This is a genomic window from Methylophilus sp. OH31 (assembly GCF_000576615.1).
Classification (GTDB): Bacteria; Pseudomonadota; Gammaproteobacteria; order Burkholderiales; family Methylophilaceae; genus Methylophilus.
On the sequence record NZ_BAUS01000002.1, the window covers coordinates 951,131 to 975,919 of the forward strand.

Annotated in this window: 23 protein-coding genes and 2 tRNA genes; 17 read left to right on the top strand and 8 right to left on the bottom strand. The window is 50.4% G+C overall.

Going from position 1 to position 24,789, the window contains the following annotated elements; all coding sequences use genetic code 11:
* Positions 1 to 34: 34 nt before the first annotated feature.
* The 4 genes from rfbB to rfbD are packed head-to-tail and all read left to right on the top strand — an operon-like array spanning position 35 to position 3,491.
* Positions 35 to 1,120 (top strand): dTDP-glucose 4,6-dehydratase, encoded by a 1,086-nt coding sequence (gene rfbB / locus OH31_RS06410; RefSeq protein ID WP_024930078.1) that lies wholly within the window; start codon positions 35 to 37, stop codon positions 1,118 to 1,120.
* Positions 1,120 to 2,001, top strand: a complete 882-nt coding sequence (rfbA, locus tag OH31_RS06415) for a glucose-1-phosphate thymidylyltransferase RfbA (protein WP_024930079.1) — start codon at positions 1,120 to 1,122, stop codon at positions 1,999 to 2,001. Before rfbB ends, rfbA begins: the two co-directional genes overlap by 1 nt.
* Positions 2,001 to 2,552, top strand: a complete 552-nt coding sequence (gene rfbC, locus OH31_RS06420; protein WP_024930080.1) for a dTDP-4-dehydrorhamnose 3,5-epimerase — start codon at positions 2,001 to 2,003, stop codon at positions 2,550 to 2,552. Before rfbA ends, rfbC begins: the two co-directional genes overlap by 1 nt.
* A gap of 18 nt (positions 2,553 to 2,570) precedes the next feature.
* A complete protein-coding gene (gene rfbD, locus OH31_RS06425) occupies positions 2,571 to 3,491 on the top strand; it encodes a dTDP-4-dehydrorhamnose reductase (RefSeq protein WP_024930081.1) in 921 nt (306 codons plus the stop codon).
* A 48-nt stretch (positions 3,492 to 3,539) separates the two neighbouring features.
* Here rfbD and queD read toward each other — a convergent pair whose 3' ends face one another.
* Positions 3,540 to 3,986: a 6-carboxytetrahydropterin synthase QueD gene (gene queD / locus OH31_RS06430; RefSeq protein ID WP_024930082.1), complete on the bottom strand. Its 447-nt coding sequence runs from the start codon at positions 3,984 to 3,986 to the stop codon at positions 3,540 to 3,542.
* Between the two features lie 118 nt (positions 3,987 to 4,104).
* On the bottom strand, positions 4,105 to 4,278 hold the full coding sequence (locus OH31_RS06435) for a hypothetical protein (RefSeq protein WP_228519760.1): 174 nt from the start codon (positions 4,276 to 4,278) through the stop codon (positions 4,105 to 4,107).
* Between the two features lie 221 nt (positions 4,279 to 4,499).
* On the opposite strand from OH31_RS06435, the gene OH31_RS06440 reads away from it, so the two are divergent.
* From OH31_RS06440 to OH31_RS14735, 4 genes are all read left to right on the top strand, one after another.
* Positions 4,500 to 5,030, top strand: a complete 531-nt coding sequence (locus OH31_RS06440; RefSeq protein ID WP_024930083.1) for a glutathione peroxidase — start codon at positions 4,500 to 4,502, stop codon at positions 5,028 to 5,030.
* Positions 5,031 to 5,209: 179 nt separating this feature from the next.
* A tRNA-Ala gene (locus tag OH31_RS06445) sits at positions 5,210 to 5,285 on the top strand.
* An 88-nt stretch (positions 5,286 to 5,373) separates the two neighbouring features.
* Positions 5,374 to 5,449 (top strand) — tRNA-Glu (locus OH31_RS06450).
* 321 nt (positions 5,450 to 5,770) lie between these two features.
* Positions 5,771 to 5,923 (top strand): PEP-CTERM sorting domain-containing protein, encoded by a 153-nt coding sequence (locus OH31_RS14735; RefSeq protein WP_081755130.1) that lies wholly within the window; start codon positions 5,771 to 5,773, stop codon positions 5,921 to 5,923.
* A 167-nt stretch (positions 5,924 to 6,090) separates the two neighbouring features.
* Here OH31_RS14735 and queF read toward each other — a convergent pair whose 3' ends face one another.
* A complete protein-coding gene (gene queF / locus OH31_RS06460; RefSeq protein ID WP_019882272.1) occupies positions 6,091 to 6,537 on the bottom strand; it encodes a preQ(1) synthase in 447 nt (148 codons plus the stop codon).
* 90 nt (positions 6,538 to 6,627) lie between these two features.
* Here queF and smc point away from each other — a divergent pair, with 90 nt between their 5' ends.
* The 9 genes from smc to OH31_RS06505 all read left to right on the top strand — a co-directional run bounded on the left by smc (position 6,628) and on the right by OH31_RS06505 (position 20,237).
* Positions 6,628 to 10,137 (top strand): chromosome segregation protein SMC, encoded by a 3,510-nt coding sequence (gene smc / locus OH31_RS06465; RefSeq protein WP_024930084.1) that lies wholly within the window; start codon positions 6,628 to 6,630, stop codon positions 10,135 to 10,137.
* Between the two features lie 52 nt (positions 10,138 to 10,189).
* A complete protein-coding gene (locus OH31_RS06470; RefSeq protein WP_024930085.1) occupies positions 10,190 to 11,665 on the top strand; it encodes a cell division protein ZipA C-terminal FtsZ-binding domain-containing protein in 1,476 nt (491 codons plus the stop codon).
* A 1-nt stretch (position 11,666) separates the two neighbouring features.
* Positions 11,667 to 13,754 carry an NAD-dependent DNA ligase LigA gene (gene ligA / locus OH31_RS06475; RefSeq protein WP_024930086.1) on the top strand — a complete coding sequence of 696 codons (2,088 nt, stop codon included), beginning with the start codon at positions 11,667 to 11,669 and terminating at the stop codon, positions 13,752 to 13,754.
* Positions 13,755 to 13,812: 58 nt separating this feature from the next.
* On the top strand, positions 13,813 to 14,634 hold the full coding sequence (locus tag OH31_RS06480; protein ID WP_024930087.1) for a hypothetical protein: 822 nt from the start codon (positions 13,813 to 13,815) through the stop codon (positions 14,632 to 14,634).
* 172 nt (positions 14,635 to 14,806) lie between these two features.
* Positions 14,807 to 15,370 (top strand): PEP-CTERM sorting domain-containing protein, encoded by a 564-nt coding sequence (locus OH31_RS06485; protein WP_235273291.1) that lies wholly within the window; start codon positions 14,807 to 14,809, stop codon positions 15,368 to 15,370.
* 177 nt (positions 15,371 to 15,547) lie between these two features.
* Positions 15,548 to 16,495: a protein-methionine-sulfoxide reductase catalytic subunit MsrP gene (msrP, locus tag OH31_RS06490; protein ID WP_024930089.1), complete on the top strand. Its 948-nt coding sequence runs from the start codon at positions 15,548 to 15,550 to the stop codon at positions 16,493 to 16,495.
* 1 nt (position 16,496) lies between these two features.
* Positions 16,497 to 17,120 (top strand): protein-methionine-sulfoxide reductase heme-binding subunit MsrQ, encoded by a 624-nt coding sequence (locus OH31_RS06495; protein WP_024930090.1) that lies wholly within the window; start codon positions 16,497 to 16,499, stop codon positions 17,118 to 17,120.
* A 72-nt stretch (positions 17,121 to 17,192) separates the two neighbouring features.
* A complete protein-coding gene (locus tag OH31_RS14385) occupies positions 17,193 to 17,675 on the top strand; it encodes a DoxX family protein (protein WP_036298763.1) in 483 nt (160 codons plus the stop codon).
* Between the two features lie 252 nt (positions 17,676 to 17,927).
* Complete coding sequence (locus OH31_RS06505; RefSeq protein ID WP_024930091.1) at positions 17,928 to 20,237, top strand: bifunctional diguanylate cyclase/phosphodiesterase; 2,310 nt, start codon at positions 17,928 to 17,930, stop codon at positions 20,235 to 20,237.
* Here OH31_RS06505 and OH31_RS06510 read toward each other — a convergent pair.
* Genes OH31_RS06510 through flhF form a run of 5 tightly spaced genes read right to left on the bottom strand, consistent with a single transcriptional unit; the run spans position 20,234 to position 24,789 of the window.
* Positions 20,234 to 21,142: a flagellar motor protein MotB gene (locus OH31_RS06510; RefSeq protein WP_024930092.1), complete on the bottom strand. Its 909-nt coding sequence runs from the start codon at positions 21,140 to 21,142 to the stop codon at positions 20,234 to 20,236. The two genes, OH31_RS06505 and OH31_RS06510, sit on opposite strands and share 4 nt — an antisense overlap.
* On the bottom strand, positions 21,142 to 21,894 hold the full coding sequence (locus OH31_RS06515) for a flagellar motor protein (RefSeq protein WP_019882287.1): 753 nt from the start codon (positions 21,892 to 21,894) through the stop codon (positions 21,142 to 21,144). The genes OH31_RS06510 and OH31_RS06515 overlap by 1 nt, the downstream gene beginning before the upstream one ends.
* Positions 21,894 to 22,628, bottom strand: a complete 735-nt coding sequence (locus OH31_RS06520) for an RNA polymerase sigma factor FliA (RefSeq protein ID WP_019882288.1) — start codon at positions 22,626 to 22,628, stop codon at positions 21,894 to 21,896. The genes OH31_RS06515 and OH31_RS06520 overlap by 1 nt, the downstream gene beginning before the upstream one ends.
* Positions 22,629 to 22,646: 18 nt before the next feature.
* Positions 22,647 to 23,441, bottom strand: a complete 795-nt coding sequence (locus tag OH31_RS06525; RefSeq protein ID WP_024930093.1) for a hypothetical protein — start codon at positions 23,439 to 23,441, stop codon at positions 22,647 to 22,649.
* Positions 23,434 to 24,789, bottom strand: coding sequence for a flagellar biosynthesis protein FlhF (flhF, locus tag OH31_RS06530; RefSeq protein ID WP_024930094.1), 1,356 nt, complete (start codon positions 24,787 to 24,789; stop codon positions 23,434 to 23,436). Before flhF ends, OH31_RS06525 begins: the two co-directional genes overlap by 8 nt.

Sequence of the window (24,789 nt, forward strand, 5' to 3'; positions counted from 1 at the left end):
CAATCGGTAAAACTATTCTGGATTTAGGTCTTTTATGCTCACAGAAACAATCGTGGTTACCGGCGGCGCCGGTTTTATTGGTAGTAACTTTGTCAATGCCTGGGTCAGGCACAAGTTGGGAACCGTGATCAATCTGGATAAGTTGACCTATGCCGGCAACATGGAAAACCTGGCCGGGATCAGTCAAAATCCTCACCATATTTTTGTGCATGCAGATATTGGTGATCGTGTGGCGGTTAAAGCGTTGCTCGAGACGCATAGGCCGCGTGCGGTGCTCAATTTTGCGGCCGAGAGCCATGTGGACCGTTCTATCCATGGGCCGGATGCTTTTATTCAAACCAATGTCGTGGGTACTTTTAACTTGTTGGAAGAAGTGCGCGCTTATTGGCAGGCATTGCCGCAAGAGGAGCAACAGCAATTCCGCTTCCTGCATGTGTCCACTGACGAAGTCTACGGCTCGCTGGGACCAAATGATCCGGCGTTTAAGGAAACCAATACTTATCAGCCGAATAGCCCATACTCAGCTTCAAAAGCGGCCTCTGACCACCTGGTGCGTGCCTATCACCACACTTATGGCTTGCCGACGCTGACCACCAACTGTTCCAACAATTATGGTCCGTATCACTTTCCGGAAAAACTGATTCCGCTGGTGATACACAATGCCTTGTCTGGTAAACCATTACCTATTTATGGTAACGGCAGCAATATTCGCGACTGGTTGTATGTCGAAGACCATTGCAGTGCGATTCGCGAGGTATTGGCCAAAGGCAAGGTAGGGGAAACCTACAACATCGGTGGCTGGAATGAAAAAACCAACCTCGATGTGGTGCATACCTTGTGCGACATCCTAGATCAGGAGCGACCAAAAGCGCAAGGCAGTTACCGTGACCAGATGACTTTTGTTAAGGATAGACCTGGCCATGATGCGCGTTACGCGATTGATGCCAGCAAGATTGAGCAAGAGCTGGGCTGGAAGCCAGAGGAAACGTTTGAAACCGGCATCCGTAAAACCGTGCGCTGGTATTTGGAGCATCATGCCTGGGTGGCGCGTGTCACCAGCGGTGAGTATCAGCACTGGTTAAACAAGAATTACCACGAACGTGGAGAGGAGCTCGCATAATGGCAAGAAAAGGCATTGTACTAGCCGGTGGCTCCGGCACACGCTTGTACCCGGTAACGCAAGTGGTTTCCAAGCAGCTGTTGCCCGTGTATGACAAACCCATGATTTACTATCCTTTGTCGGCATTGATGCTGGCAGGCATACGCGAGGTGCTGATTATTTCCACGCCCATGGATACGCCTCGCTTTAAAGAGTTGTTGGGCGATGGCAGCCAGTGGGGCATGCGTATTGAATACCAGGTGCAGCCGTCTCCAGATGGCCTGGCGCAGGCGTTTATCCTTGGTGAGTCCTTCATCGGCAACGATACCAGCGCACTGGTACTAGGCGACAACATTTTTTATGGGCACGAGTTAGGTGAAATGGCCATGGCCGCGGGTCAGCGCGAGCAGGGCGCGACTGTATTCGCCTATCCGGTAAACGATCCCGAGCGTTACGGCGTAGTGGAGTTTGATGCTGATGGAACGGCGATTAGCCTGGAAGAAAAACCGGCACAGCCTAAATCCCGCTATGCAGTGACGGGTTTGTATTTTTACGATCAGCGCGTGGTTGAGATTGCCAAAAACCTCAAACCTTCCCCACGCGGTGAACTTGAAATTACCGACGTTAATAAGCAATACCTGGCCTGGGGCGAGCTCAATGTTGAGGTGATGGGCCGAGGCATGGCCTGGCTGGATACCGGCACGCATGAGTCTCTGCTTGAAGCCAGTGGCTTTATTCAAACCATCGAAAAACGCCAGGGCTTGAAAATCTCCTGCCTGGAAGAAATTGCCTACCGCCAGGGTTTTATCAATGCCGAGCAATTGGATAAATTGGCTGATAAATATGCCAAAAATGGCTATGGGCAGTATCTGAAACAAATTCTCAAAGAGCAGGTGTTTTAATGCAAGTGGTGGCAACAAACATTCCAGAAGTATTGATTCTGGAGCCTAAAGTATTTGGCGATGCCCGTGGCTTTTTCCTGGAAAGCTTTAACGCCAACACCTTTAAAGACTGCACCGGGCTGGATGTGCAATTTGTACAAGATAACCACTCGCGGTCTGGTAGAGGCGTATTACGCGGCCTGCATTACCAGATACAGCAACCGCAGGGCAAACTGGTACGGGTGGTGCAGGGCGAGGTATTTGATGTCGCGGTGGATATGCGCAGTGACTCGCCGACCTTTGGCCAATGGACGGGTGCACATTTGAATGCAGAAAATCACCGTCAGCTGTGGATTCCGCCGGGATTTGCACATGGCTTTGTCGTGTTGTCTGAGACGGCAGACTTTTTGTATAAAACCACCGACTATTATGCGCCGCAGCATGAGGCTTGCCTGAAATGGGATGATGCTACTGTGGGCGTAGACTGGCCCTTGACTCAGGCGCCTAGCCTGTCGGCCAAAGACCAGCAGGGCTTATCCTGGGCAGATGCACCTAAATTTGATGTCATTTGACCAGTATTGAAGACGTCCATGAAAAAAATTCTGTTAACCGGCGTCAGCGGTCAAGTGGGTCACGCATTACAGCAACAATTGGCTTTAGAGTTAGCCAATGAGTGGCAGGTGGTGGCCTGTGACCGCCACCAGCTGGATTTAACGCAGCCTGATCATATCAGGCGCATCGTGCGTGAAATTGCACCAGATTTGATCATTAACCCGGCGGCCTATACGGCGGTGGATAAAGCGGAGTCTGAGCGTGAATTGGCTTATGCCATTAATGCGGTTGCGCCAGGCGTATTGGCGGAAGAAGCCGCCAGGCTCAACGCTGGGCTGATTCATTTTTCAACCGATTATGTCTATGACGGCACAAAGCACTCTGCTTATGTAGAAAGCGATACCGTTAACGCGATCAGCATCTATGGCGCTAGCAAGCTGGCCGGTGAAGAGGCGATTCGCCAAGTTGGGTTGCCGCACCTGATTTTACGTACCAGTTGGGTTTATGGCAGTTATGGTAAAAACTTTCTAAAAACCATTATTCGCTTAGCCAAAGAGCGCGAAAACTTGCGCATTGTGGCAGACCAGTACGGCGCACCGACTTCAGATACTGCCATTGCCAAAGCGGTGACAGAATTAGTCACACGTTGGCATCAGGAAGATGATACACAAAGGGGTGTGTATCATCTGGTGAATAGCGGAGAAACATCCTGGTTTGGTTTTGCCAGTGAAATCGTGGCGCAGTATCACGCATTAGAGAGTGTACGCGGCTGGCCAGCTTTAGCGGTGCAAGCGGTGCAGCCTATTGCGGCAGCCGAATATCCTACGCCAGCTAAACGCCCGGCAAACTCAAGGCTCTCAACCGCCAAGCTTGAGCAAACGTTTGGTGTGACCTTGCCGGAATGGTCAATCGCCTTAAATCAGGTGATGGCTGAGTTGGCCGTCGGCGCGACTGATTAACCTGTTTTGAATGACTAATTCGATTTAACCTAGAGCGTTTGAACCTGGTTAAACCTGGTCAAACGCATCAGTCCAGCTATTGGGCGTTTCGTAGAGCCTGACTTTCATCAGTTTCAGATGGTTGCCAAAAGTGTCCCTGTATTGCGCTTTGAGCAATCTGAAGGCCTCTGCAGCCATATTCTCGGCCGTTGGAATGGTCGGGAATACAATGGTTTTGTGATTTGGCAGGCTGTTGAGAAAGTCCAGAACTGCAGCATCTCCCCGGTAGACGAGGAAGGCATGGTCCCAGCGGTCAACGATAGTTTCACGGGCAATGCGTTTGACGTCGGCAAAGTCCATCACCATTCCGTTTTCTGAAGCGTGTTCAGCGTGAATGATGTCGCCCGAGAGGGTAATCTCTATGGCGTAACGGTGGCCGTGCAGGTTGCGGCATTGACTTTTATGATCAGGAATACGATGACCGGCATCGAATTCCAAGCGTGTAGTAATTTCCATCCCGGCATTATATCAGGCAACTATAATCAGTAACCACCGTGATATCAGTAAGCAATGGTGCACGCTGTGCGTGATGATTGCATCAGGCATTAGCGCCTGCATTCATACTTCGGGCAGGTTAATACAGATCGTCAATATTCATTAAAGCATCTTCGTCAGCAGAGTAGTGCTTGTGGCTCTTCTCATAGCTGCCATAGCTAGACTCGAAATCATCGACTTCATCGCCGGCAAAATCTTCCAGCATTTGATCAATTTTTTTAAATTTGTCGGTAGGCGTTGCTTTTTGTAACATGGTGGTCTCCCAGTACATCGTTAATTTACTCAAACATGTCAGTCCTTACTGTTCTTAATAATGCATTAGCATAGACTATGCCAATGATCATTTTTGTTCCTTACAATTTTATTAACGGCAACTATTAAAAAAAGTAAAATATGCGCCATTCATACAGAACAATCAAGCTAACTGACTGTCTGTAAAGGCATAACATAAACAAAAGTTTCAGGAGAGATGCAATGCGAGGTGTGATATTCATGTTGTTGGGCTTGGGAGGCTATTCATTGGCGCAGGCTGACTGTCTGCCAATATATCAACACCAATTTAAGACCCTGCAAGGGCAAACTGTCGATTTTTGTCAATTCCAGGACAAACCCATCCTGATTGTGAACACGGCCAGCAAGTGCGGCTTCACGCCACAATTTGAAGCACTGGAGTCTTTATATGACCAATATAAGGACAAAGGCCTGGTCATCATTGGCTTTCCGTCTAACGACTTCAGGCAAGAGCCAGGCAATAACAAGCAAATTGGTGACTTTTGTAAGCTGACTTATTCTGTCAAATTCCCCATGGTTGAGAAATCCAGTGTCACCGGCAGTAGTGCTAATTCTTTGTATCAACAGTTAATCAAGCAAACCGGGCAGGCACCGCAATGGAATTTTTATAAATATGTCATTCTGCCTGGTGGCCAAAAAGTGTATTCATTTAATAGCATGACGCGGCCAGAGAGCGAAGAGATCATGAGCAAGATCAAGCCCTACCTCAAATAGTTTTCGTCATCGCGGGCTGATTTGCTGATTTTTTCAGCAGGTCAGCGCTGTAAACAAAACGATATGCAGTTTTTTTAAAGATTTATGTTGAAAGCCGTTGACAAGACTTCTAGCCATCATTAATATGGCGCCTTCTTTGAATTGCACTGCAAAACGAAGAACTGCAATACCAGAGATTCGGGGGTATAGCTCAGCTGGGAGAGCGCTTGCATGGCATGCAAGAGGTCAGCGGTTCGATCCCGCTTATCTCCACCAAGTGATTGAAAATATTGAATTTTTTTAAAAATAAATATTTCAATTATTTGAAAAACTGGTATAATGCGCAGGTTGTTAAATTTCTTAGGTCCCCATCGTCTAGAGGCCTAGGACACCTCCCTTTCACGGAGGCGACCGGGGTTCGAATCCCCGTGGGGACGCCAAAAATCACTTAGTGATTTCTAGCAGTAAATTCAATTATGTAGAAAATCCATATGTGCTGATGTATCGCACATATGCGAAAAATCTGTTTTATTTCTTAATACTATTCTCAATAGCAATGTTATACAAAAAGTCCTCGGGATTTCTCCGTATGGGCTCATGTATGACACATCCTGTTTTGTTGGAGTGAAGTTATATCTCAAACTGATACTCAACATATCTTTGACGCTAACTATTAAAGATTTAAGGCTTATCGAACGTTAATGCTATTAACGTGCACCCATGATGGGATTCGGCATTCATAAAAATAGAAGGAAATAAATATGCTATCGAAAATAACCTTACTTGCAGGGCTGCTGATTTCAACGGTGGCTTATGCAGCCTCTGAGCCACTCTCCGTACCAGAACCCGAAAGCATGAGCTTGATTGCCATGGGTTTAGGGCTGATTGGCGTGATCGTGGCTAGAAAGAAATAGTCCTGAGTAGTCAGCTGAAATAAAAGGCCTCACTTAATGTGGGGCTTTTTTATGCGTATTGCGAAGATACGCCTGAACGTATAAAGGGGATGCTAGATTCTTGTGTGATATCACATGGCGATAAAAAGCCCGGCAGGCCGGGCTTGATATTTCTTCGCTTTAAGCTTTTATCCGCGGATATTACTTTGCGCAGAAAATTGCGATAACTCTACATATGGCTGAGGCTGCCAGCCGGCTGCGCGGTGTTCTGCCACCACATTGGTGAAAATTCCGCCACGCACATAAAACTTGGCAGTCACGCGCATGAATTTCGGATCGATCGCGCTGACCAGGTCATCCAGAATCTGGTTGGTAACGGCTTCATGAAAACAGCCTTCGTCACGGAATGACCACATATACAGTTTGAGGCTCTTTAATTCCACGCACAATTTGTTAGGAATATAGTCCAGGTAAATCACCGCGAAGTCAGGCTGACCGGTTTTCGGGCACAGGCAGGTAAATTCCGGCACTTCCATATGAATATGAAAATCGCGGTTAGGATTCGGGTTATCAAAAGTCTCCAGCGTCTTTGCCGCTTGGGCTGTTGGCTTGCCACCGAGTAAATGTTCGTTCATTGCACTCATGTTTGTTGATTGTTTCTTGATAAAAATGGGTATTATACCGCTTAAGCAACCATTCAAATTCTTATAAGCGGTTTTCTTACTTTGCGTCTGACTCATTTAAAACTGGCGGGGTTCAAGTCTTTTGTCGATCCGACCACCATACATCTGCATGGGCAACGTGTGGGTGTGGTTGGCCCCAATGGCTGTGGCAAATCGAATGTCATGGAGTCAGTGCGCTGGGTGCTGGGGGAGTCGTCTGCCAAGGAAATGCGTGCCGACGCCATGGATGCCGTTATTTTTAATGGCTCGTCCAATCGAAAGCCGATCTCTCGGGCCAGTGTTGAACTGATTTTCGATAATAGCCTGGGTGGCGCCAATGGCGAATGGAGCCAATATGCCGAAATCTCCGTCAAACGGGTGATTGAGCGCGATAAGGGCTCGACCTATTACATCAATAATATTGCAGTGCGCCGACGCGATGTCGCTGATTTGTTTTTAGGCACTGGCCTGGGCGGGCGTGCTTATGCCATTATCGGTCAAAACACCATTTCACGGATTGTAGAAGCCAGGCCGGAAGAGTTGCGTGTATTTCTGGAAGAGGCCGCCGGCATCAGCAAATATAAAGAGCGCCGGCGTGAGACTGAGCTGCGTTTGCGGGATACGCGTGAAAATCTTGAACGCGTAGAAGATATTTCGCGTGAAATGAACAAGCAAATTATCAAGCTGGAAGCGCAGGCGTTAGTGACGCAAAAATTTCAGGCTTTGCAACAGGCACATCAATTAGCCGAGGCGCAATGGTGGTGGCTACGTAAACGCGACGCCGTATTAGCACATGAAACGGCCTCACAAGCGGTTGAACAAGCCGTGAATGCCTTAGAGGCGCAAATGGCCAGCTTGCGCAATCACGAGCTGCAGCTTGAGCAGTTACGCCAGCAACATCAGGAAACTTCCAATCAGTTACATACCGCACAAGCCGCATTTTATGAGGCGAATTCGCAGGTCTCCACCCTTGGGCTGCAGGTGAAGCAATCTGAAGAGGCGCGGGATCGCTTGTTGCAAGAACAGCAGCAATTATTGCGGCAGATGGAGCACAGGGCGCAGCAGCACAAACAGCTACAAATGCAGCTGGTAGAAAAAAATAGTGCACTGAGCATAAGCGAAAACTCGGTAGCGCAGCATGCGTTTGATTTGAACAGTATGCAGCAAGGCTTGCCAGAGCAAGCGAGCCAATTGCAGGTGGTTCAGCAAGCTGCGAACCAGGCACAGCAAGCCGTACAGCAAAGCCGCCAGCACATGCAGCTGGAACAAAATAATGTGAATTTTATCCAGCGTAACCTGGCTGAAGTCGCGCAACGTTTACAGCAATTGCAGAATGAACTGGGGCAGTGGGCCTTGCCGGACATGCAGGCCTTGGGCGCGCATCAGCAGCAGTTAGCTGAGCAGCAAGCGGCCTTGCAGCATGACGAGCTGCAATTGGTACATTTGCGTACAGAAGAAAATACGCAGCAACAGGCCTTGCAGCAGGCGCGCCATGACTGGCAACAGGCCCAACGCGCGCTGCATCAATTAGAAGCCGAGATTCAGTCGCTGCACAAATTGCAGCAAAGTATGAAGCAGGATCAGCAATTAGGTCCGTGGCTGCAAAAGACAGGCATGCAATCAGCGCCGCGCTTGTGGCAGGCGATACAGCTTGATAGCCAGTGGCAGCCCGCCCTGGAGGTGTTCCTGGGGCATAAGTTAAATGCGGTATTACCGGAAAATCACCCTGACTGGTCGCAATTGCCGCATCCGCAAGCGGCTTTGGCCGTTGCCCAAGCGGCGATCGCGACTGAAATATTGCCAGAGCAATGGCATGGTTTGCCTAGTCTGTATAGTTTATTGACGATCAAGCAAGCAGAAGTCTCTGCGGCCTTGCAGCACTGGCTGGCTGGGGTTTATGTGCTGGATGACGTGCAGCAACTTTCGCATTATCAAGCCACATTGCCAGCAGGGGTAAGCTTGCTGACCAAAAATGGCGATGTTTACCAGCGATATAGTGCCGTTTTTCATGGACGCCAAAATCAAATGCAAGGCGTGCTAGAGCGTCAGCAGCAATTGGATACATTGCAGGCAGGTTTGAGCCAGTCGCAAGACGACGTCACAGCTGCGCAGCAGCAAGTACAATTACTGGAAACCAGTTTGCAGGCAACGCGCCAGCAACAACAGCAAAGTCACCAGCGTATTAAGCAGCTAACGAGCAGCATGCACGAAGCGCAACTGCAGGTATCACGCCTGCAACAGGCGCATGATAATGCCTTGCGCCGCCAGACCGCCTTGCAACAAGATATTGCACAGGCTGAAAGCCGCCAGGCTGGACTGAATGCGGAAGTTGCACAGGCGCAGGCAACGATTGCCAAACATCAAGCACAATTTGCCGAGCTAGAGCAAACCGCGCGTGAAACGCAGGCACAAAAACAGCAGGCCGAGCAAACCTATTTTAATTTGCGTGATAGTGTACAGCAGGCCGAAAAAGCACATCAGTCACAAGTGTTTGAGCAAACACTGCTTAAAAATGCGGTGGGCGATTTACAACAGCGATTGACGCAGAACGAACAGGAAAGCCAGCACTTGCAGCATCGCCTGCTTGAAACTGAGCAGGCACTGGCGATTAGTAATATGGAGGCGCTCAAGGCCAATCTGGCCCACGCGTTGACGCAGCAGCACACCTGTGAACAGGCACTTGCGCAAGCGCGAAACCAGTCTGCCGAGCAGGAAAGTGCATTACAGGCGCAAGAGCGGCATCGATTGCAAATCGAGCAGCAATTGCATCCACTGCGGGATGCCGTAGAACAACGCCGCCTTAAACAGCAGGAGTGCCGCCTGCAAGTGGAGCAATGCCAGTCCGCTTTGGCTGACACCGGTCTGGATGAGGTGCTGATTCAGCAAGGCTTGGACTTGGATAGCCAGGCGCAGGCCTTGGCGCAAAATACCCAAAAACTACAGCAACAGATACAGCAGTTGGGGCCAGTCAATATGGCGGCGATTGAAGAGTTGTCGGTGGAGAAAGAGCGCAAAGCTTACCTGGATAGCCAGTTAAAAGATTTGCTGACTGCCAGTGAAACGCTGGAAGAGGCCATTCAGAAAATCGACAGGGAAACGCGCGGCAAGCTGCGTGCGACCTTCGATGAAGCCAACCGCAATTTTGGCGAGTTGTTCCAGACCTTGTTCAATGGCGGCAATGCCAAACTTGAATTACTTGGTGACGAGATTCTGGATACTGGTGTACAGGTGTTTGCGCAGCCGCCAGGCAAAAAAAACACGACGATACAACTACTTTCCGGCGGCGAAAAAGCACTGACGGCGATGGCGCTGGTGTTTGCCTTGTTTCGATTAAATCCGGCGCCATTTTGCCTGATGGATGAAGTGGATGCGCCGCTGGATGACAGTAATACTGAGCGTTTTTGCCAGTTGGTGCGTGTGATGTCAGAAAAAACGCAATTCCTGTTTGTGTCGCATAACAAAATCACCATGGAGATGTCACAACAGTTGATTGGGGTCACCATGCAGGAGTCTGGTGTATCGCGAATTGTCGATGTGGATATCGATGAAGCGATACGCATGCATGCGGCTTAATGCCAGTTTTGTTGTATTATTATGCAAGCGTTATTAAGGATTGTAAGGTCACATGTCTGATTTGTGGATGATATTGGTGTTGCTTGGAGTCAGCATCGTTCTGGCAGTGGTGGTTTTTAACTGGTGGCAGGAAAAAAAATATCGCAGAGATGTTGAATATCGTTTTAGCCATACCCGTGGTGATGTGCTGGATAGCGACACTTCTTCTGTGAAAACCAGTGATGCTGCTAAAGCAGATGGTTTGAAAAAAGAGCCACTTAAAAAAGCCAGCACTGATAAAAGTGAGGTTTCGGAAGACGTCGAAGGCTGGATGTCTGAGCCACGCGTGCGCCAGTCGGCCAAAGTTGAACCTGACTTCACGGTAGGTGAATCCGCCAAAGCCAGAATTAATGCAGCGACAACGGCAAGTTTCGATAAAAATGGCTTAAATTTAAACAAGCAGCCTGGTGAAGCGGCAATCGCTGCGTCTTCAAAAGTGACGCCAGCCAAGGTAGCGCCTGCCAGGATTGAGCCTGTGAAGGTCGAACCGGTTATTTCAGCCAAGCCTGAGGCAAGCGCCCCTGTCGCGCAATCTTTTGATGACATTCAGCAACCAGCCTTTGAACAGCCTACTTTAGATTTTCCTGAAGAGCCTTCAGTAGATGATGAAGATGAGTCAGTTATGGCTGCGCACATTGAAGAGTCTGTGCTGCCAGCAGCGGTACACACATCCATGGATTGGGTCGGGCTAATCGATGCACCGTTGGGCGTGATGCTGGCAGAGCTAGAAGACATGCAAGCTGAAGTCAGAACCTTTCCGCAACATGCAACGTTGTGGGCGCAAAGCTCTACCACCGGTGACTGGCAGGATGTGTTGGCCCTGGATGCCAAAGCCCTGCAAGACCAGACACCCGCCAGCCAGGTTGCCTGTAGTTTGCAGTTGGCCGACCGTGGTGGCCCGGTGGATGAAGAAACCCTTAAACGATTCCAGAAATCCATGGAAACCCTGGCGCGTGCGCTTGGACTCACTGTGCACTGGCAAGGCGGTTACGAGCCGTCACAACAATCGCAATCTATTGACGCATTTTGTATTGAAGTCGATAAAGCAGTCGAATTTCATGTACTGGCTAATCAGGGCATGTTCCACGCGACCAAGTTACGTGGCCTGGCCGAGGCTTGTGGTATGCAACTGAGTGTAGATGGCCGCTTTGAGTCATTCAACACAGAAGGCCAGCTGGAGTTCTCTGTGCGTAACTATGAAGGTAAACCGTTTTCGGCGGATATGCTGAAAACGGCCGTGATGACTGGTGTCACCTTCCAGCTGGATATCCCGACCACGCCAAATAGCTTGCGTGTGTTTGACCATATGGTGGATATTGCTGAAAGCATGGCGAGCAGTTTAAGTGCCAGCATGATTGATGTTAACCGCAAGGCCATCGGCGATGCACAGCTGGATAAGATCCGCCAGCAACTGAAAAATATCTCCAATGCCATGGCTGCGCAGGGAATCACCCCTGGCAGCAGCCACGCCAAACGCCTGTTCTCTTAATATGCCAGCTCAAGAAGCTGCGCTGCTTTTACAACAGCTTAAGCAGCGCATTGCCGAATACGATTATCACTACTATGTGCTTGATGCGCCGCTGGTCAGTGATAATGAGTATGACGGCATTTACCGCCAGCTGCTTGATCTTGAGCAGCAATATCCCGAACTGATTACGGCAGATTCGCCCAGCCAGCGTGTAGGTGGCCTGGCGCTGGCTGCATTCGACAGTGTGCAGCACCGGCAGGCCATGCTGTCGCTCAATAACGCCTTTAGTGACGAAGAGCTAGAGGCATTTGACCGGCGTGTACGTGAAGGCGCAGACCAGTCGCAAGTAGACTACGCAGTGGAACCAAAATTCGATGGCCTGGCGATCACGCTGACTTACGAGCATGGCGTGTTTGTACAAGGCGCGACGCGTGGCGATGGGTATACCGGTGAGAATGTGACACATAACCTGAAAACCATCCGTGCCATCCCCAGTCGCCTGAATATTGCACATCCACCCGCATTGCTTGAGGTTCGCGGTGAAGTGCTCATGCTGAAAAAAGACTTCGAAAAGCTAAACCAGCAACAAGCGGCTGCAGGTGGCAAACTATTTGCCAATCCACGTAATGCCGCAGCAGGCAGCCTGCGCCAGTTAGACTCAAATATTACCGCCAAGCGCCCCTTGCATTTCTTTGCTTATGGCCTGGGGGCTAGTGAAGGCGTGCCTACGTTGCATTCGCATGCTGAGGCGATGCAATACCTGGCCGATTTACGCTTCCCTGTCTCTGAATTACGCGGCGTTAAAACTGGTGCGCAAGGCTTGCGTGACTATTATGCAGAGATTGGCGCCAAACGCAGTAGCCTGCCATTTGATATTGATGGCGTGGTCTACAAGGTGAACGCTTTTAGCCTGCAGGATGCACTCGGTTTTGTCTCACGTGCACCACGCTGGGCAATCGCACATAAATTTCCCGCCGAAGAGGCTGTCACGGTGGTGGAAGATATTACCGTGCAAGTAGGGCGCACTGGCGCGATTACACCAGTGGCGCGCCTGAAGCCTGTATTTGTCGGTGGCGTCACCGTGACTAATGCCACTTTGCATAATGAGGACGAGTTACGCCGTAAAGATATTCATATTGGCGACACCGTGATTGTGCGGCGGGCAGGTGATGTCATTCCTGAAGTGGTGGCTGCCAAGCCTGAATTGCGACCGGCAGATGCACGTGAGTTTATCATGCCATCCACATGCCCGGAATGCGGCTCACACGTTGTACGGCCGCAAGACGAAGCAGTGGCACGTTGTACCGGCGGCTTGATTTGCCCGGCGCAGCGCAAGCAGGCGATTACGCACTTTGCCTCCCGCCGCGCCATGGATATTGAGGGGTTGGGTGAAAAACTGGTGGATCAATTGGTTGAACGCGACCTGGTGCATCACCTGGATGATGTTTACCGCCTGAGCTTGCCCGTATTGAGCGAATTGGAGCGCATGGCCGAGAAGTCTGCACAGAATGTGCTGGCCGCCATTGAAAAAAGCAAACAGGCCACCTTGCCACGTTTTATTTACGCGCTAGGCATACGCAATGTCGGTGAAGCGACAGCCAAGGATCTGGCACAGCATTTCGGTAATCTTGATGCTTTGATGGCCGCAGATGTGGAAGCGCTGATGCAGGTCAACGATGTCGGCCCGATTGTGGCTGAAGCCGCTTACCAGTTTTTTCAGGAACCACACAACCGTGAAGTCATTGCTGCGATGCGGGCACTTGGCGTGCAGTGGGCCGATATTGCCAAAACAACCACATCAGCCACATTTTCCGGAAAAACCTTTGTACTCACTGGCACCTTGCCCACGCTCAAACGCGATCAGGCGCAAGCGATGATTGAAGCCGTTGGTGGTAAAGTCAGCGGTAGCGTTTCAGCCAAAACCAGTTATGTGGTGGCTGGCGCTGAGGCAGGCAGTAAGCTGGAAAAAGCGCAGCAACTGAATATACCAGTGCTGGATGAATCTGCTTTACTTACTATGTTGCAACCCTCTGCAACGCCGACAGACTTAATTGAAGCACCTGCGTTAACACTCTCAGAAACCTCACTCACCCAATCGGATTTATTTTGATATGAATTCAAAATTAACTTTAATAGTATTTTTTAATTTATTGATTATTAATGAATCAATGGCTAAAGATGCTGCGTTGGAAACTTGCGATAGCGCAGTAAAAAAACAGCAGTATGCGCAAGCCATCCAGGTCGCCGAGCAACACGCCAGCCAGGCAGAGTTCTGGCTGTGTAAAGGCCGTGCACAATCCGGGTTGGCCCAAAATGCCGCTGCGCAACAAAGCTTTAAACAGGCCATCAGCCTGAAGCCGACTGGGCTGGACTTGATTTCTGCCCATATGTTGCTTGGTAACGCACAGCTTGAAGCTAAGGTGCATGACGCCGCGCTCGAAAGCTACCAGCAAGCCCTCAAATTCAGCGAGCAGCAAAATATGCGCCGCTATGCGCGCATTGCACACAACCTGATTGGCGAAGCTTATTTCGAGATTGGCCAATACGCTGAATCACTCAAGTCATTTGAAGTTGGCGAGAAACTCGCTATGAACGACGACGAGCGCGCTGACAGTTTCATTCACGAAGCCATGGCCTACCAGCAACTGCAACAAGGCGACAAAGCCATTGAGCATCAACTTAAAGGCGTCATGATGCTGCGCAAGTCTGGTACCCCTGATCAATACGCAGAAGCCAGCCTGACCTTGGGTCAGCTGTTTTCAGCAAAAAAAGATTACGTGAGTGCAGACAAAACCTACCAGCGCCTGATGGAATATGCCCACGACAATGGTGGCGAATTTTATGAAGCTAAAACCGCGATTTATCGGGCAGAAAACAAACGTGCGCAAGGCGATGTGGCTGGCGCGCAGCAATTAATACAACAAGCTGAGACGATTGTTGCCAAGTTGAAAGATGCTGAATTGGATGAGTTGCTGGCGAAAACCAAATAGGTTACGCGCAACAATCAACGCCGTGATGTCTGCATATTGATCCATGAACAATGACTAAAGATGACCTAGTCTGAGTGTCACTCGACATTGCCATTAAAATGCACTAGCATTTCGCCGGCATCAATTTAATTAATGTATATATAAGGGGAGATTTTCAATGAAAGCGATCGCTATGAAAAGCATCGTAGGTGCTGCATTGTCTGCATTTATGCTGGCAGGCACAAACATGGTACATGCCGCCACATACAACTTTAATTTTCCAAGCTACACTTCCAATGTGGTGAGTTCTGTCGGCTCTCTGTCTGCAACAGATATCGGCTATTTCTGGTCTGTTTCACGTGGTGATCAAGTGAGTGAAACGTTTAGCGGATCCGGCCTGTTTGGCGCGACCAGCCTGGAACTGGAATTGAATGTCACTCAGAATGTGCTGTCACAAGGCGCGTCAGTAGATTGGGATGTGCTGGTCAATGGTGTTGATGTAGGCGATTGGTCATGGACAAGCACCAGTGGTACCGGCCTGACATATTTGAGCTATACCTTTGCTGCGATCTCTGGCGAATTCAATTCGCTGGCACTGGTTGTGAAAAATGAAGTGCCGGGCGGTCTGGGTTCTATTGCATTAGGTGTGAATACAGAGGCGAGTGTGAGCAACAGTGTCGTGCCTGAACCAGATACTTTAGGCTTTTTGCTGGCAGGCCTTGCAGTTGTTTCTTTAGTGCAACGCAAGCGCGCTTAATTCGGTTAAGCACGCAGTGAAAAGGCGCCTTGGGCGCCTTTTTTTGTTTTTGAAAGCCTGTTCTATCGTCCTAACGCCTCACTTGCAAAAGATTTACCTTTTCCCTGGAATCCTCTGTAAGGTTTCCCTGTCATATGCGACAAATAAGCATACACAATCAGGCAGACAGGAAATTTTATGCTACTGGACAACAATCGCCGCAATCCTAGCGGTATTTTGCCTTCAGAAATCACGCCACAAGCCGTGTTTGAGCAGCGCCGTACTGTATTAAAAGCGGCGGGCGTGGCGGCAGCCAGTCTTTTACTACCTACGCAGGCGCACGCGGCACAAACGCTGGATTTCCATAAAACAGCTTATGGCAAAGAAGAGAAGCTGACCAGCGTTGAAGATGTGACCAGCTATAACAATTATTACGAGTTTGGCACAGGCAAGGAAGACCCGGCCCGCGAGGCGGTGTTGTTTAAGCCGACGCCGTGGACGATCAGGATTGAAGGCGCGGTGAAGCAGGCGAAGACCATCAGTATTGAGCAACTGATGAAACTGGCACCGCTGGAGGAGCGTATTTACCGCATGCGCTGTGTGGAAGGCTGGTCTATGGTGATTCCGTGGGTCGGGTTGCCGCTCAAAGCGCTTATCGACTGGGCGCAGCCAACCGGCAATGCCAAATATATTGAGTTTATTTCTTATAACGATCCACGCCATATGCCTGGAGCACGTATTCCGGTGCTGGATTGGCCTTACAACGAGGGTTTGCGCATGGATGAAGCCATGCAGCCATTAACGATTCTGGCGGTTGGTTTGTATGGCAAGGTGTTGCCTAACCAGAATGGGGCGCCTGTGCGCCTGGTGGTGCCATGGAAGTATGGTTTTAAAGGGGCCAAGGCCATTAGTACGATTCGTTTTGTTGAGCAGATGCCGAATACCGCCTGGATGAAGGCGAGTGCACGCGAGTATGGTTTTTACGCCAATGTGAATCCGCAGGTGGATCATCCGCGCTGGACACAGTCTTCCGAAAAGCGCATCGGCGCAGGCTTATTTGCCGGGCGCATTAAAACCAGGTTGTTTAATGGCTATGATGAAGTAGGGCAGTTATATGCCGGTATGGATTTACAGAAAAATTTCTAGCATGACTATGCCGCAATGGTTCTCTGCATGGTCAGCAAAGGTTGCAATCAAGTCCCTTAAGTGCCTGATCTGGCTGGGTGCACTTATCCCTGTTTCGCGCTTGATTTACCTGGGTGTTACCGATGGTCTTGGCGCCAACCCGGTCGAGTTTATTGAGCGCTCTACCGGCACCTGGGCATTGGTGTTTTTACTGCTCTCGCTCAGCATCACGCCGCTCAGGCATCTCACGCAACAAGCCTGGCTGATTGCGGTGCGTCGCTTGCTGGGGCTATGGATGTTTGCTTATGCCTGCCTGCACGTGACGACATATCTCTGGTTGGATTACCAGTTTGACTGGGCCGATATTGTGAAAGATATCGTCAAGCACCCTTACGTGCTGGTGGGGGCTGCTGCTTTGTTGCTGACCTTGCCCCTGGCAGCAACGTCTAACCAGCGCGCGATAAAAGCACTCAAGCAACGCTGGAAAATCTTGCATAAGCTGGTGTATGTGATTGGCGTACTGGTGTTGCTACACTTTTGGTGGCTGGTGAAAAAAGATGTGACTGAGCCTGTGATTTACAGTCTGGTATTTGCGCTGTTGATAGCACTTCGTTGGCTACCTTTCTCAAATAATAGAAAAAGTTAGCGGTAATATGTAAGGTATTTTCTAGATTGAAGACTAAGCAATACAACTTCAATTCTGGAAAGGCAGTCGCCCATGTTTCAACATTTCGTTCGTCACTCTTTCGTTCTCAAATATCAATCCCTGATTTTAACGCTCCACACGGTGAATGACTGGCTACCGGGTTTGCTCTTGCGCCTGATCTTGGCCTGGGAGTTCGGTGAAGCAGGGTGGGCCAAACTGCACGGTCAAAACTGGTTTGCAGATTTGCAATTTCCTTTCCCGTTTGATTTGTTGCCCGCGGAGGTCAATTGGAATATTGCCATGACCTTTGAATTAGTCGGTGCTGCTGCGCTACTGCTGGGACTGTTTACACGTTTTTTTAGCCTCAGCCTGATGGTGTTGACCGTGGTAGCGATTGCCAGCGTGCATTGGCCAGAGCACTGGAGCAGTATGGCGGATTTATTCAACGGTTACCGTTTTGAGGACGTGGAGGGGGATGGGTTTGGTAACTACAAACTGCCCCTGATTTACTTGTTGATGCTGTTGCCTCTGGTGACGCAAGGGGCCGGAAAATGAAGTTCTGACCGCCTGTTGTCACATCTATGTGACGGTCGTCGATGACAGTTGTTAATGTCTGGCCTTAGCCATGAATTTGTCTTGACATCAATTTGCTTTTTGACACATCATCGTAAATATAAAAGGGAGCAATCAATGCTGGATTGACTCCCAACTAAAATTCTTCGGGGGTGTGTCATCTTAACAACCGACGGGCAGAGGGTGCCTAGTTGTCGGCAGTTAGATTTTGCACTGCGGTTGTGAAAGTATGCGATGTCTATAGTAAATATCGAGCCAAATGCAGTGGTATTGGCAGGTCAGGTCTTGAGTGCGTCACGCAGTTCGGAGGCTTCTGCGCGCTTGAACGCTTCTTTGGGCCTTGGCGCTTCTTTGGGCGTAAGTCACGCCTTTGATCAGTGGCGCTCACTGGTCGATTATTCCGGTTTTTATATTGCAGCAGAGACTGATTCTCTCGGCAATTGCCGCTCGGTTATGGTCTGCCATACACTTGAGTCGGGGTGTGACTTGTGGGCTTGCCTGCCACTGATCACACATGACCCGATTAAATCCATCCTGGCCCAGCCTGCGCCAGAAATTACTCAGCGTACGATACAGATTGCCTGCCATGACAGCCAAAACCGCTGGCTGGAATGCAGTGCCCATTACTTTAGCCTGGAGACTGGTGAACCGCGCAGCCTATTGCTGGTGCGGGAGATCACCAATGAACAGCAGTCTGCTTTGGCGTTTCAACAAGAGAAATTACGCGCGATTGCCTATGAGCGCTTCCAATTTTCTATTCTGGAGTTGATCCTAAAAGAACAGGATGCGGTCAGAATTTTAGAGAAAATGGTGCGTGATATTGAAGCGATGCACGCCGATGTGTATTGCGCGCTGGTGCTGACAAAAAACCTGGGCAAACTGGTACAAACCGTGATTGCCCCCTCCTTACCGCAAGCATTGTTGCAAACCTTGCGCCAGTTGCAGCTTGAAGCCGGTAATGGCTCCCTGGCAACTGCCATCGCAATCAAGCAGCGGGTGATTGTCGAAAATGTGATGACGCACCCTTATTGGGGCAATCACCGGGAGGCTGCATTGGCCTCAGGCGTGCAGGCAGGCTGGTCTGAGCCTATCTTAAATGCAGATGGTGAGGTACTGGGTGCGTTTGCCATCTATTATCGCCAGCCACAAACGCCAAGTGCGCTTGAGCAATCCATGATAGAGCAGGCGACCAAACTGATGAGCCTGGTGGTTGATCGCCACTTGTCACAAGAGTCGATTCAAAGCCTGGCGTACCTGGAGCCTGTCACTGGCTTGCCCAACCGCAAAAGGGCTTATGAGGTGCTGCAGCAATTACGAGCGCAGCCTGCTACCGATGCGCATTGGGGCGTGGTGTATATCGACCTCGATCACTTTAAATGGATTAATGAAGCGCATGGCCATGCCGCAGGCAATAGCTTGTTACAGCAAGTGGCAGAACGGTTACAAAAAGTAGCCGAGCCGCATTTTACTGCCTGCATGGGCGGCGACGAGTTTCTGGTCTTGCTTTCAGGCTTGGCGGCATCCGCAGATAAAGCGTTGCAGCAGCTATTATCGATGCAGCGTAAACTGCAAAAGGTGTTTGAGCGCCCGTTTAAAGTCAGTGGCCAAAAATTGCCGATTACGGCCAGCATGGGCTTATGCAGCTTTAACGATATCAGCACGGACGACACCGATTATGTGAAAGCCGCCGATATTGCCATGCATAAAGCCAAGCAGGGCGGACGTAACCATGCCTGTGTGTATCAGCCAGGCATGCAGACTGAAATTGCGACGCAAGTCATGCTTGAAACAGAGCTGCGTGAAGCCATCGCCCAGCAACAGTTGCGTTTGCATTACCAGGTGCAGGTCGACCATACCGGTCGGCCGTTTGGTGCAGAAGTCTTGTTAAGGTGGCTGCATCCGCAGCGGGGCTTGATTTCACCGTTGCAATTTATTGCCGTGGCTGAAACCAGCGGCCTGATTATCGAAATCGGCATGTGGGTGCTAGACCAGGCTTGCGCCCAAGTTGCGCTCTGGCAACGCTCATTAAATACCCGCGAGCTGAGTTTATCGGTCAATATCAGCGCGCGCCAATTTTGCCAGGCCAATTTTGTGGCGATGGTCAAAGCCTGTATTCAGCGCCACCAGATTAACCCCAATGCATTGCGCCTGGAGCTCACAGAAAGCGTCTTGCTCGAAAACGTGGATGACGCCGTGCGTATCATGGCCGAACTGAGCCAACTGGGGATTCAATTTTCACTGGATGACTTTGGCACCGGTTATTCGTCGCTACAGTATTTGAAAAAGTTACCGCTGTATCAACTCAAAATCGACCGCTCGTTTGTGAATGATATTGTCACCGATAGCCATGATCGTACGATTGTGCGGACGATTATTGCCATGGCACAAAGTATGTACCTCAGTGTGATTGCTGAGGGGGTAGAAACGCAAGAGCAGATGGAGTTGCTATTGAATAACGGCTGCCGCCGCTATCAGGGCTTTTTATTCGGTAAGCCGATGCCGATTGAACAGTTTAACGACTGGTTGCAGGAAGCGCTGGTTTAGCGGACTGATGGTGTTGCTGCGCTGGTTGTCTCTTGGCTTGCTTCTGGTGCCGGCGCTGAAATAGGTGCGGCTTCTGTTGACGGTGATGTGACATCCACTGCACCAGCCTGTATTTCTTGCCTGTTAGCCACATTGCTGGTTTGCTGGGCACTGCTTTCAGCCGTTAAAATACGGATAGTCATGCGCGTATTCATTGCTTGTGCCAGCGCATTGTCGCTGCTCGACACAGGCTTGGTCTCTGCCATGCCGATGGCGGTCAGTTGTTTGCTGGCAATGCCTTGCGCGACCAGGCTGGCGGTGATATGCGCGGCTTGTGCTGCCGTTAATTCCCAACGCTTGGTTTCTGCATCTGCCTGACCACTAAACAGTTGTTTATCGCTATGGCCTTCGACCTGTATGGTGCGGTATTCGTTTTTTAGCTGCGCACTCAGTGCATTCAAGATCGCTGGTGCTTGTGCGCTATAGCTCGTCTGATTGTTGTTAAACAGCAGGTTGCTTTGAATATCAACCTCAATCCCGAGTTCAGACTGGTACACCGTGATCAGTTTCTGTTCTATCCATGGCGTGAGTGCATTCGCCACTTGCTGGCCGATCGCGCGTACCTTTTCCTGGTCGCGCAGCTTTTTCTCTTGATATAAATAGCTTAATGGCAAGGGCTTGAGCACGGAGCTCTGGTTCTGCAACGTGGCTTGTGTCTGGGCTTCAGGTGCATCCGTTTGCCCCGGTTTGCCTTGAAACGCAGTGACCACGGCACTGGAGAGTGCGCGGTATTTATTCAGGTTGATGGTCGAGGTCGCGTACATCACCACAAAAAAGGCAAATAGCAGGGTGATAAAGTCGGCGTAAGAAATCAGCCAGCGTTCGTGGCTTTCATCGTCCTCGTCCAGCTTGTGGCGTCTGTACATCAGGACTCCCGCAGGTGCAGGTAGGACTCAAGGCGCTCAGTGACCAGTTTAGGATTATCCCCGCGGGCAATCGATACCCAGGCATTGAGCAACATCTCACGCCTGGACATTTCGTGCTGGACATGGCCTTTTAATTTATTTGAAATCGGCAAAAATACCAGGTTAGCCAATGCCACACCATAAATGGTGGCCACAAAGGCAACCGCAATGCCACTACCGATCTTGGCCGGGTCAGACAAGTTTTCCATGACGTGAATCAGGCCCAGTACAGCTCCCAGAATACCAACTGTTGGCGCATAACCGCCAGCAGCCGACCAGATTTTGACGGCTTCGCGTTCCTGTAATTCATAGTAGTACATATCAATGGCACATACTTCGCGAATACGGTCAGCGGGCGTACCGTCAACCAGCAATTGCAAGCCTTTGCGTACGAAAGGATCTTGCTCGCGCTTGATATAACTTTCTAGCGACAACACGCTTTCCTTGCGTGCCTGCAAGCTCCATTGATTGATTTTAATGGCGAGTTTTTTTCTATCGTCCTGTGGGTGCACAAACACCAGGCGTAGCATGCGCATGCCTTTGATGAATTGCTTGAATTCGGTTTGCAGCAACACCGCGCCAGTCGTGCCGAGAATGACGACGACAAACGCTGCAGGCTGCATCAGCGAGTTAAGGTGACCGCCGTCGATGACTTGACCAACTACCAGTCCGGCGAGGGCGATGACCAGCCCGGCGATACTGCCCCAATCCATCAGGCCACTCCGGTCCAGGATTTATCGCGCATAGAGGCACGCAAGCGCGCCACTGCCTGGCTATGCAACTGGCAGACGCGTGATTCTGAGACGCTCATAATGGCGCCGATCTCTTTCAGGTTGAGCTCTTGCTCGTAATACAAGCCCATGAGCATTTTTTCGCGCTCGGGCAAGTGGTCGATCGAGTCGATCAATGCCTCGCGGAAATCACTCTCCAGCAATGATTTGACAGGGTCACTGGTATCATCATCGACATAACGGTCAAGAAAGTGCTCGCCGCCATCGTCGTCCTGAAAGTCTTCGTAGTAAATCAGCTGGTGGCCCTGGCAATCGCTCAAGACGTCATAGTAGTCATCCAGCGTGAAGTTCATATGCTTGGCAATCTCGGACTCAGTTGGCGGACGGCCAAACTTTTGTTCCAGTTGCTGTACGGCGACTTCGATATCGCGCATATTTTTGCGAATGCCGCGTGGCAGCCAGTCAGCGCCGCGTAACTCATCCAGCATGGCTCCACGCACGCGCTGTGACGCATAGGTTTCAAATTGTGCGCCGTGATTATCTTCGTAACGCTGAATCGCATCCATCAGGCCGATCATGCCGGCTTGCACCAAGTCATCGAGCTCGACACAGGAGGGCAGCTTGGCTTTTAACTGATAAGCCATTTTTTTGACCAAGCCGCTATGCTGTTTCAGCATTTGATCTGTATTTTGAGTCTTGCCTTTAGCGGTATACATGTTTTTCCTCTTTTTACTTTAGGCAACAGCCAGCGATGGCGTGGTGATCCGTTGTTTTTCGAGACGATGTGCCACTGATTTAAACGCCAATGCGGTCTGTCCAGCCTTGGCGACCTCTGTCTTGGCATTGCCTGTTTTTTTCTGCGCGGCACCCGCTGGCTCTTCTAGCGGCATCGCGCCGATAAAGTCCAGGGTGACGCCCAGAAACTGTTTGCATACCTGGTTCAAACGCATAAAGTATTGTTGACCCTGATCATGATTGGCCCCTGTGACAACCACACCCAAAGGAATCTGGCCATGTTGCTGGCTGATATGCTTGATCGTCGTATAGGCGGCTTTAATGGCCGCTTCAGATCTGTCCATTTGAATCACCAGTTCATGCTCGGCAATCAATGGCATCATCAAGCTGTGGTCTTGTGTATCCAGCTGTGCTTCTATCATGACGGTATCGTAATCGTACGAAAGTTGCTTCACTATACCGTCCAGTTGCACTTTTAAATCTTGAGATAAAGGCGAGGTTAACAGGTCATTTTCAGCCAAACAGGTCAGGTCATAGCCTTGCGGATGTTTGAGAATGGCGCGTTTGAGTGCACTGTTGTGCGTCACAATCGACTGTAATGAGTGCGCGAGCGCTGGCTGGCGGTTCGCGTGTATCAACAGCAAGCGTTGCTCAGGGGCGAGCATGCCCAGTGCCAGATTGCGCATCCACGGCGTGGCAGCCTGGCCATTGGCGCCGATCACACTGATAATCCGTGCCGACGTCTTGGCCATAATGCGGCGCAAACCATCTGCCTGGTCGCGGTAATTAAACATGTTGCTGCTCCTGGCCAGCCGTTTGCATCATGCTGGAAATCACCAGCGGCAACTCTTCGTCCAGGTACTGGTAAGGCAAACTGGCCTGATGCGGCGTCAGCACGCGTTCGATCAGTGCTGGTTTGTCGGCCACTTCAATATCTTCAGGCACACGCTGGCCACTGGTGGTGTAAAACAAGCGCATGCGTTCGCGGATCAATACATCCAATACGTTGCCAATCGCTGCGGCTTCGTCCAGCTTGGTGACGATACAACCAGCGATATCATGTTTTTTGTAGCTACGCATCACATCGGTCAGCGTGTCACCGGTAGAGGTGGCATTCAGGCACAACAATTTCTGAATTGGGCTATCGGCACGGCTTAACATGGAAAGCTGCTCAGTCACGGCTTGATCACGCTGGCTGACACCTACCGTGTCTACCAGGATCATATGTTTGTTTTTCAGTTCATTCAGCGCAATTTTCAGGTCTTCTTCGTCTTTGACGGCATGCACCATTACGCCCAGGATCTTGCCGTAGATACGCAGTTGTTCGTAACCACCGATACGGTAGCTGTCGGTGGTGATCAGGCCCAGGTTCTGGGTGCCATGTTTCATCACATAACGTGCGGCCAGTTTGGCTGTGGTGGTGGTTTTACCCACACCTGTCGGGCCAACCAGGGCGTAGATGCCGCCACGGTCCAGCAATGCATCCTCGTCGTCCAGTGTATGCAGGTTACGGCTAATCACTTCTTTGGCCCACATTGGTGCTTTGTTGACATCAATGTGTTGTGGCATTTTTTCAGCAATCTGGCGTGACAGTGAGGCGCTGAAGTTGGCAGAGAGCAGGGTGCTCAGCACTTTGGATTTAGCCGGGCTGTGTTGCAAGTGATGCTGCCAGGTCATCGCGCTCATCTGGGTTTCAAAATGGCTACGCATCTGACGCATTTCCTGCATCATGCCCATCATTTTGTCTTCCAGTGTTTGCGTCGCCACCTGGTAAGCCTGTTCCTGTTGTTCGCTATGCTGTTTCAGCATATCCATGATGGCACCTTCATTGGCGGGGGGCTCTTCAGCCACTGGCGTGTTATTTTGCACGCCAGGTGCAGGCATCGCCGCTTGCGGCGCTGCCTGGCGAGTCGGCTGGCCTTGTGCATTCACAAAGTCCAGCAAGCTGCGAGATTGATCCGTGCCCATATCGGTCGGCGCTGAGCTGGCGTTGGATGCAATATCCGTTTCCAGCATAGCCATGATTTCGGTGCCGCCATTGACACTACGGTTCGCGACAATAATGGCATCGTCCCCTAATGCCTGTTTGACTTGCGCCAATGCTTCACGTGCATTTTTGCCAAAAAATCTTCTGATGTTCAT

Excerpts from the sequence above, each read along its gene's own strand:
- rfbB (WP_024930078.1), top strand. The coding sequence starts at position 35 with ATGCTCACAGAAACAATCGTGGTTACCGGCGGCGCCGGTTTTATTGGT.
- rfbA (WP_024930079.1), top strand. The coding sequence starts at position 1,120 with ATGGCAAGAAAAGGCATTGTACTAGCCGGTGGCTCCGGCACACGCTTG.
- rfbC (WP_024930080.1), top strand. The coding sequence starts at position 2,001 with ATGCAAGTGGTGGCAACAAACATTCCAGAAGTATTGATTCTGGAGCCT.
- rfbD (WP_024930081.1), top strand. The coding sequence starts at position 2,571 with ATGAAAAAAATTCTGTTAACCGGCGTCAGCGGTCAAGTGGGTCACGCA.
- queD (WP_024930082.1), bottom strand. The coding sequence starts at position 3,986 with ATGGAAATTACTACACGCTTGGAATTCGATGCCGGTCATCGTATTCCT.
- OH31_RS06435 (WP_228519760.1), bottom strand. The coding sequence starts at position 4,278 with ATGTTACAAAAAGCAACGCCTACCGACAAATTTAAAAAAATTGATCAA.
- OH31_RS06440 (WP_024930083.1), top strand. The coding sequence starts at position 4,500 with ATGCGAGGTGTGATATTCATGTTGTTGGGCTTGGGAGGCTATTCATTG.
- OH31_RS14735 (WP_081755130.1), top strand. The coding sequence starts at position 5,771 with ATGCTATCGAAAATAACCTTACTTGCAGGGCTGCTGATTTCAACGGTG.
- queF (WP_019882272.1), bottom strand. The coding sequence starts at position 6,537 with ATGAACGAACATTTACTCGGTGGCAAGCCAACAGCCCAAGCGGCAAAG.
- OH31_RS06470 (WP_024930085.1), top strand. The coding sequence starts at position 10,190 with ATGTCTGATTTGTGGATGATATTGGTGTTGCTTGGAGTCAGCATCGTT.
- ligA (WP_024930086.1), top strand. The coding sequence starts at position 11,667 with ATGCCAGCTCAAGAAGCTGCGCTGCTTTTACAACAGCTTAAGCAGCGC.
- OH31_RS06480 (WP_024930087.1), top strand. The coding sequence starts at position 13,813 with ATGGCTAAAGATGCTGCGTTGGAAACTTGCGATAGCGCAGTAAAAAAA.
- OH31_RS06485 (WP_235273291.1), top strand. The coding sequence starts at position 14,807 with ATGAAAAGCATCGTAGGTGCTGCATTGTCTGCATTTATGCTGGCAGGC.
- msrP (WP_024930089.1), top strand. The coding sequence starts at position 15,548 with ATGCTACTGGACAACAATCGCCGCAATCCTAGCGGTATTTTGCCTTCA.
- OH31_RS06495 (WP_024930090.1), top strand. The coding sequence starts at position 16,497 with ATGACTATGCCGCAATGGTTCTCTGCATGGTCAGCAAAGGTTGCAATC.
- OH31_RS14385 (WP_036298763.1), top strand. The coding sequence starts at position 17,193 with ATGTTTCAACATTTCGTTCGTCACTCTTTCGTTCTCAAATATCAATCC.
- OH31_RS06505 (WP_024930091.1), top strand. The coding sequence starts at position 17,928 with ATGTCTATAGTAAATATCGAGCCAAATGCAGTGGTATTGGCAGGTCAG.
- OH31_RS06510 (WP_024930092.1), bottom strand. The coding sequence starts at position 21,142 with ATGTACAGACGCCACAAGCTGGACGAGGACGATGAAAGCCACGAACGC.
- OH31_RS06515 (WP_019882287.1), bottom strand. The coding sequence starts at position 21,894 with ATGGATTGGGGCAGTATCGCCGGGCTGGTCATCGCCCTCGCCGGACTG.
- OH31_RS06520 (WP_019882288.1), bottom strand. The coding sequence starts at position 22,628 with ATGTATACCGCTAAAGGCAAGACTCAAAATACAGATCAAATGCTGAAA.
- OH31_RS06525 (WP_024930093.1), bottom strand. The coding sequence starts at position 23,441 with ATGTTTAATTACCGCGACCAGGCAGATGGTTTGCGCCGCATTATGGCC.
- flhF (WP_024930094.1), bottom strand. The coding sequence starts at position 24,789 with ATGAACATCAGAAGATTTTTTGGCAAAAATGCACGTGAAGCATTGGCG.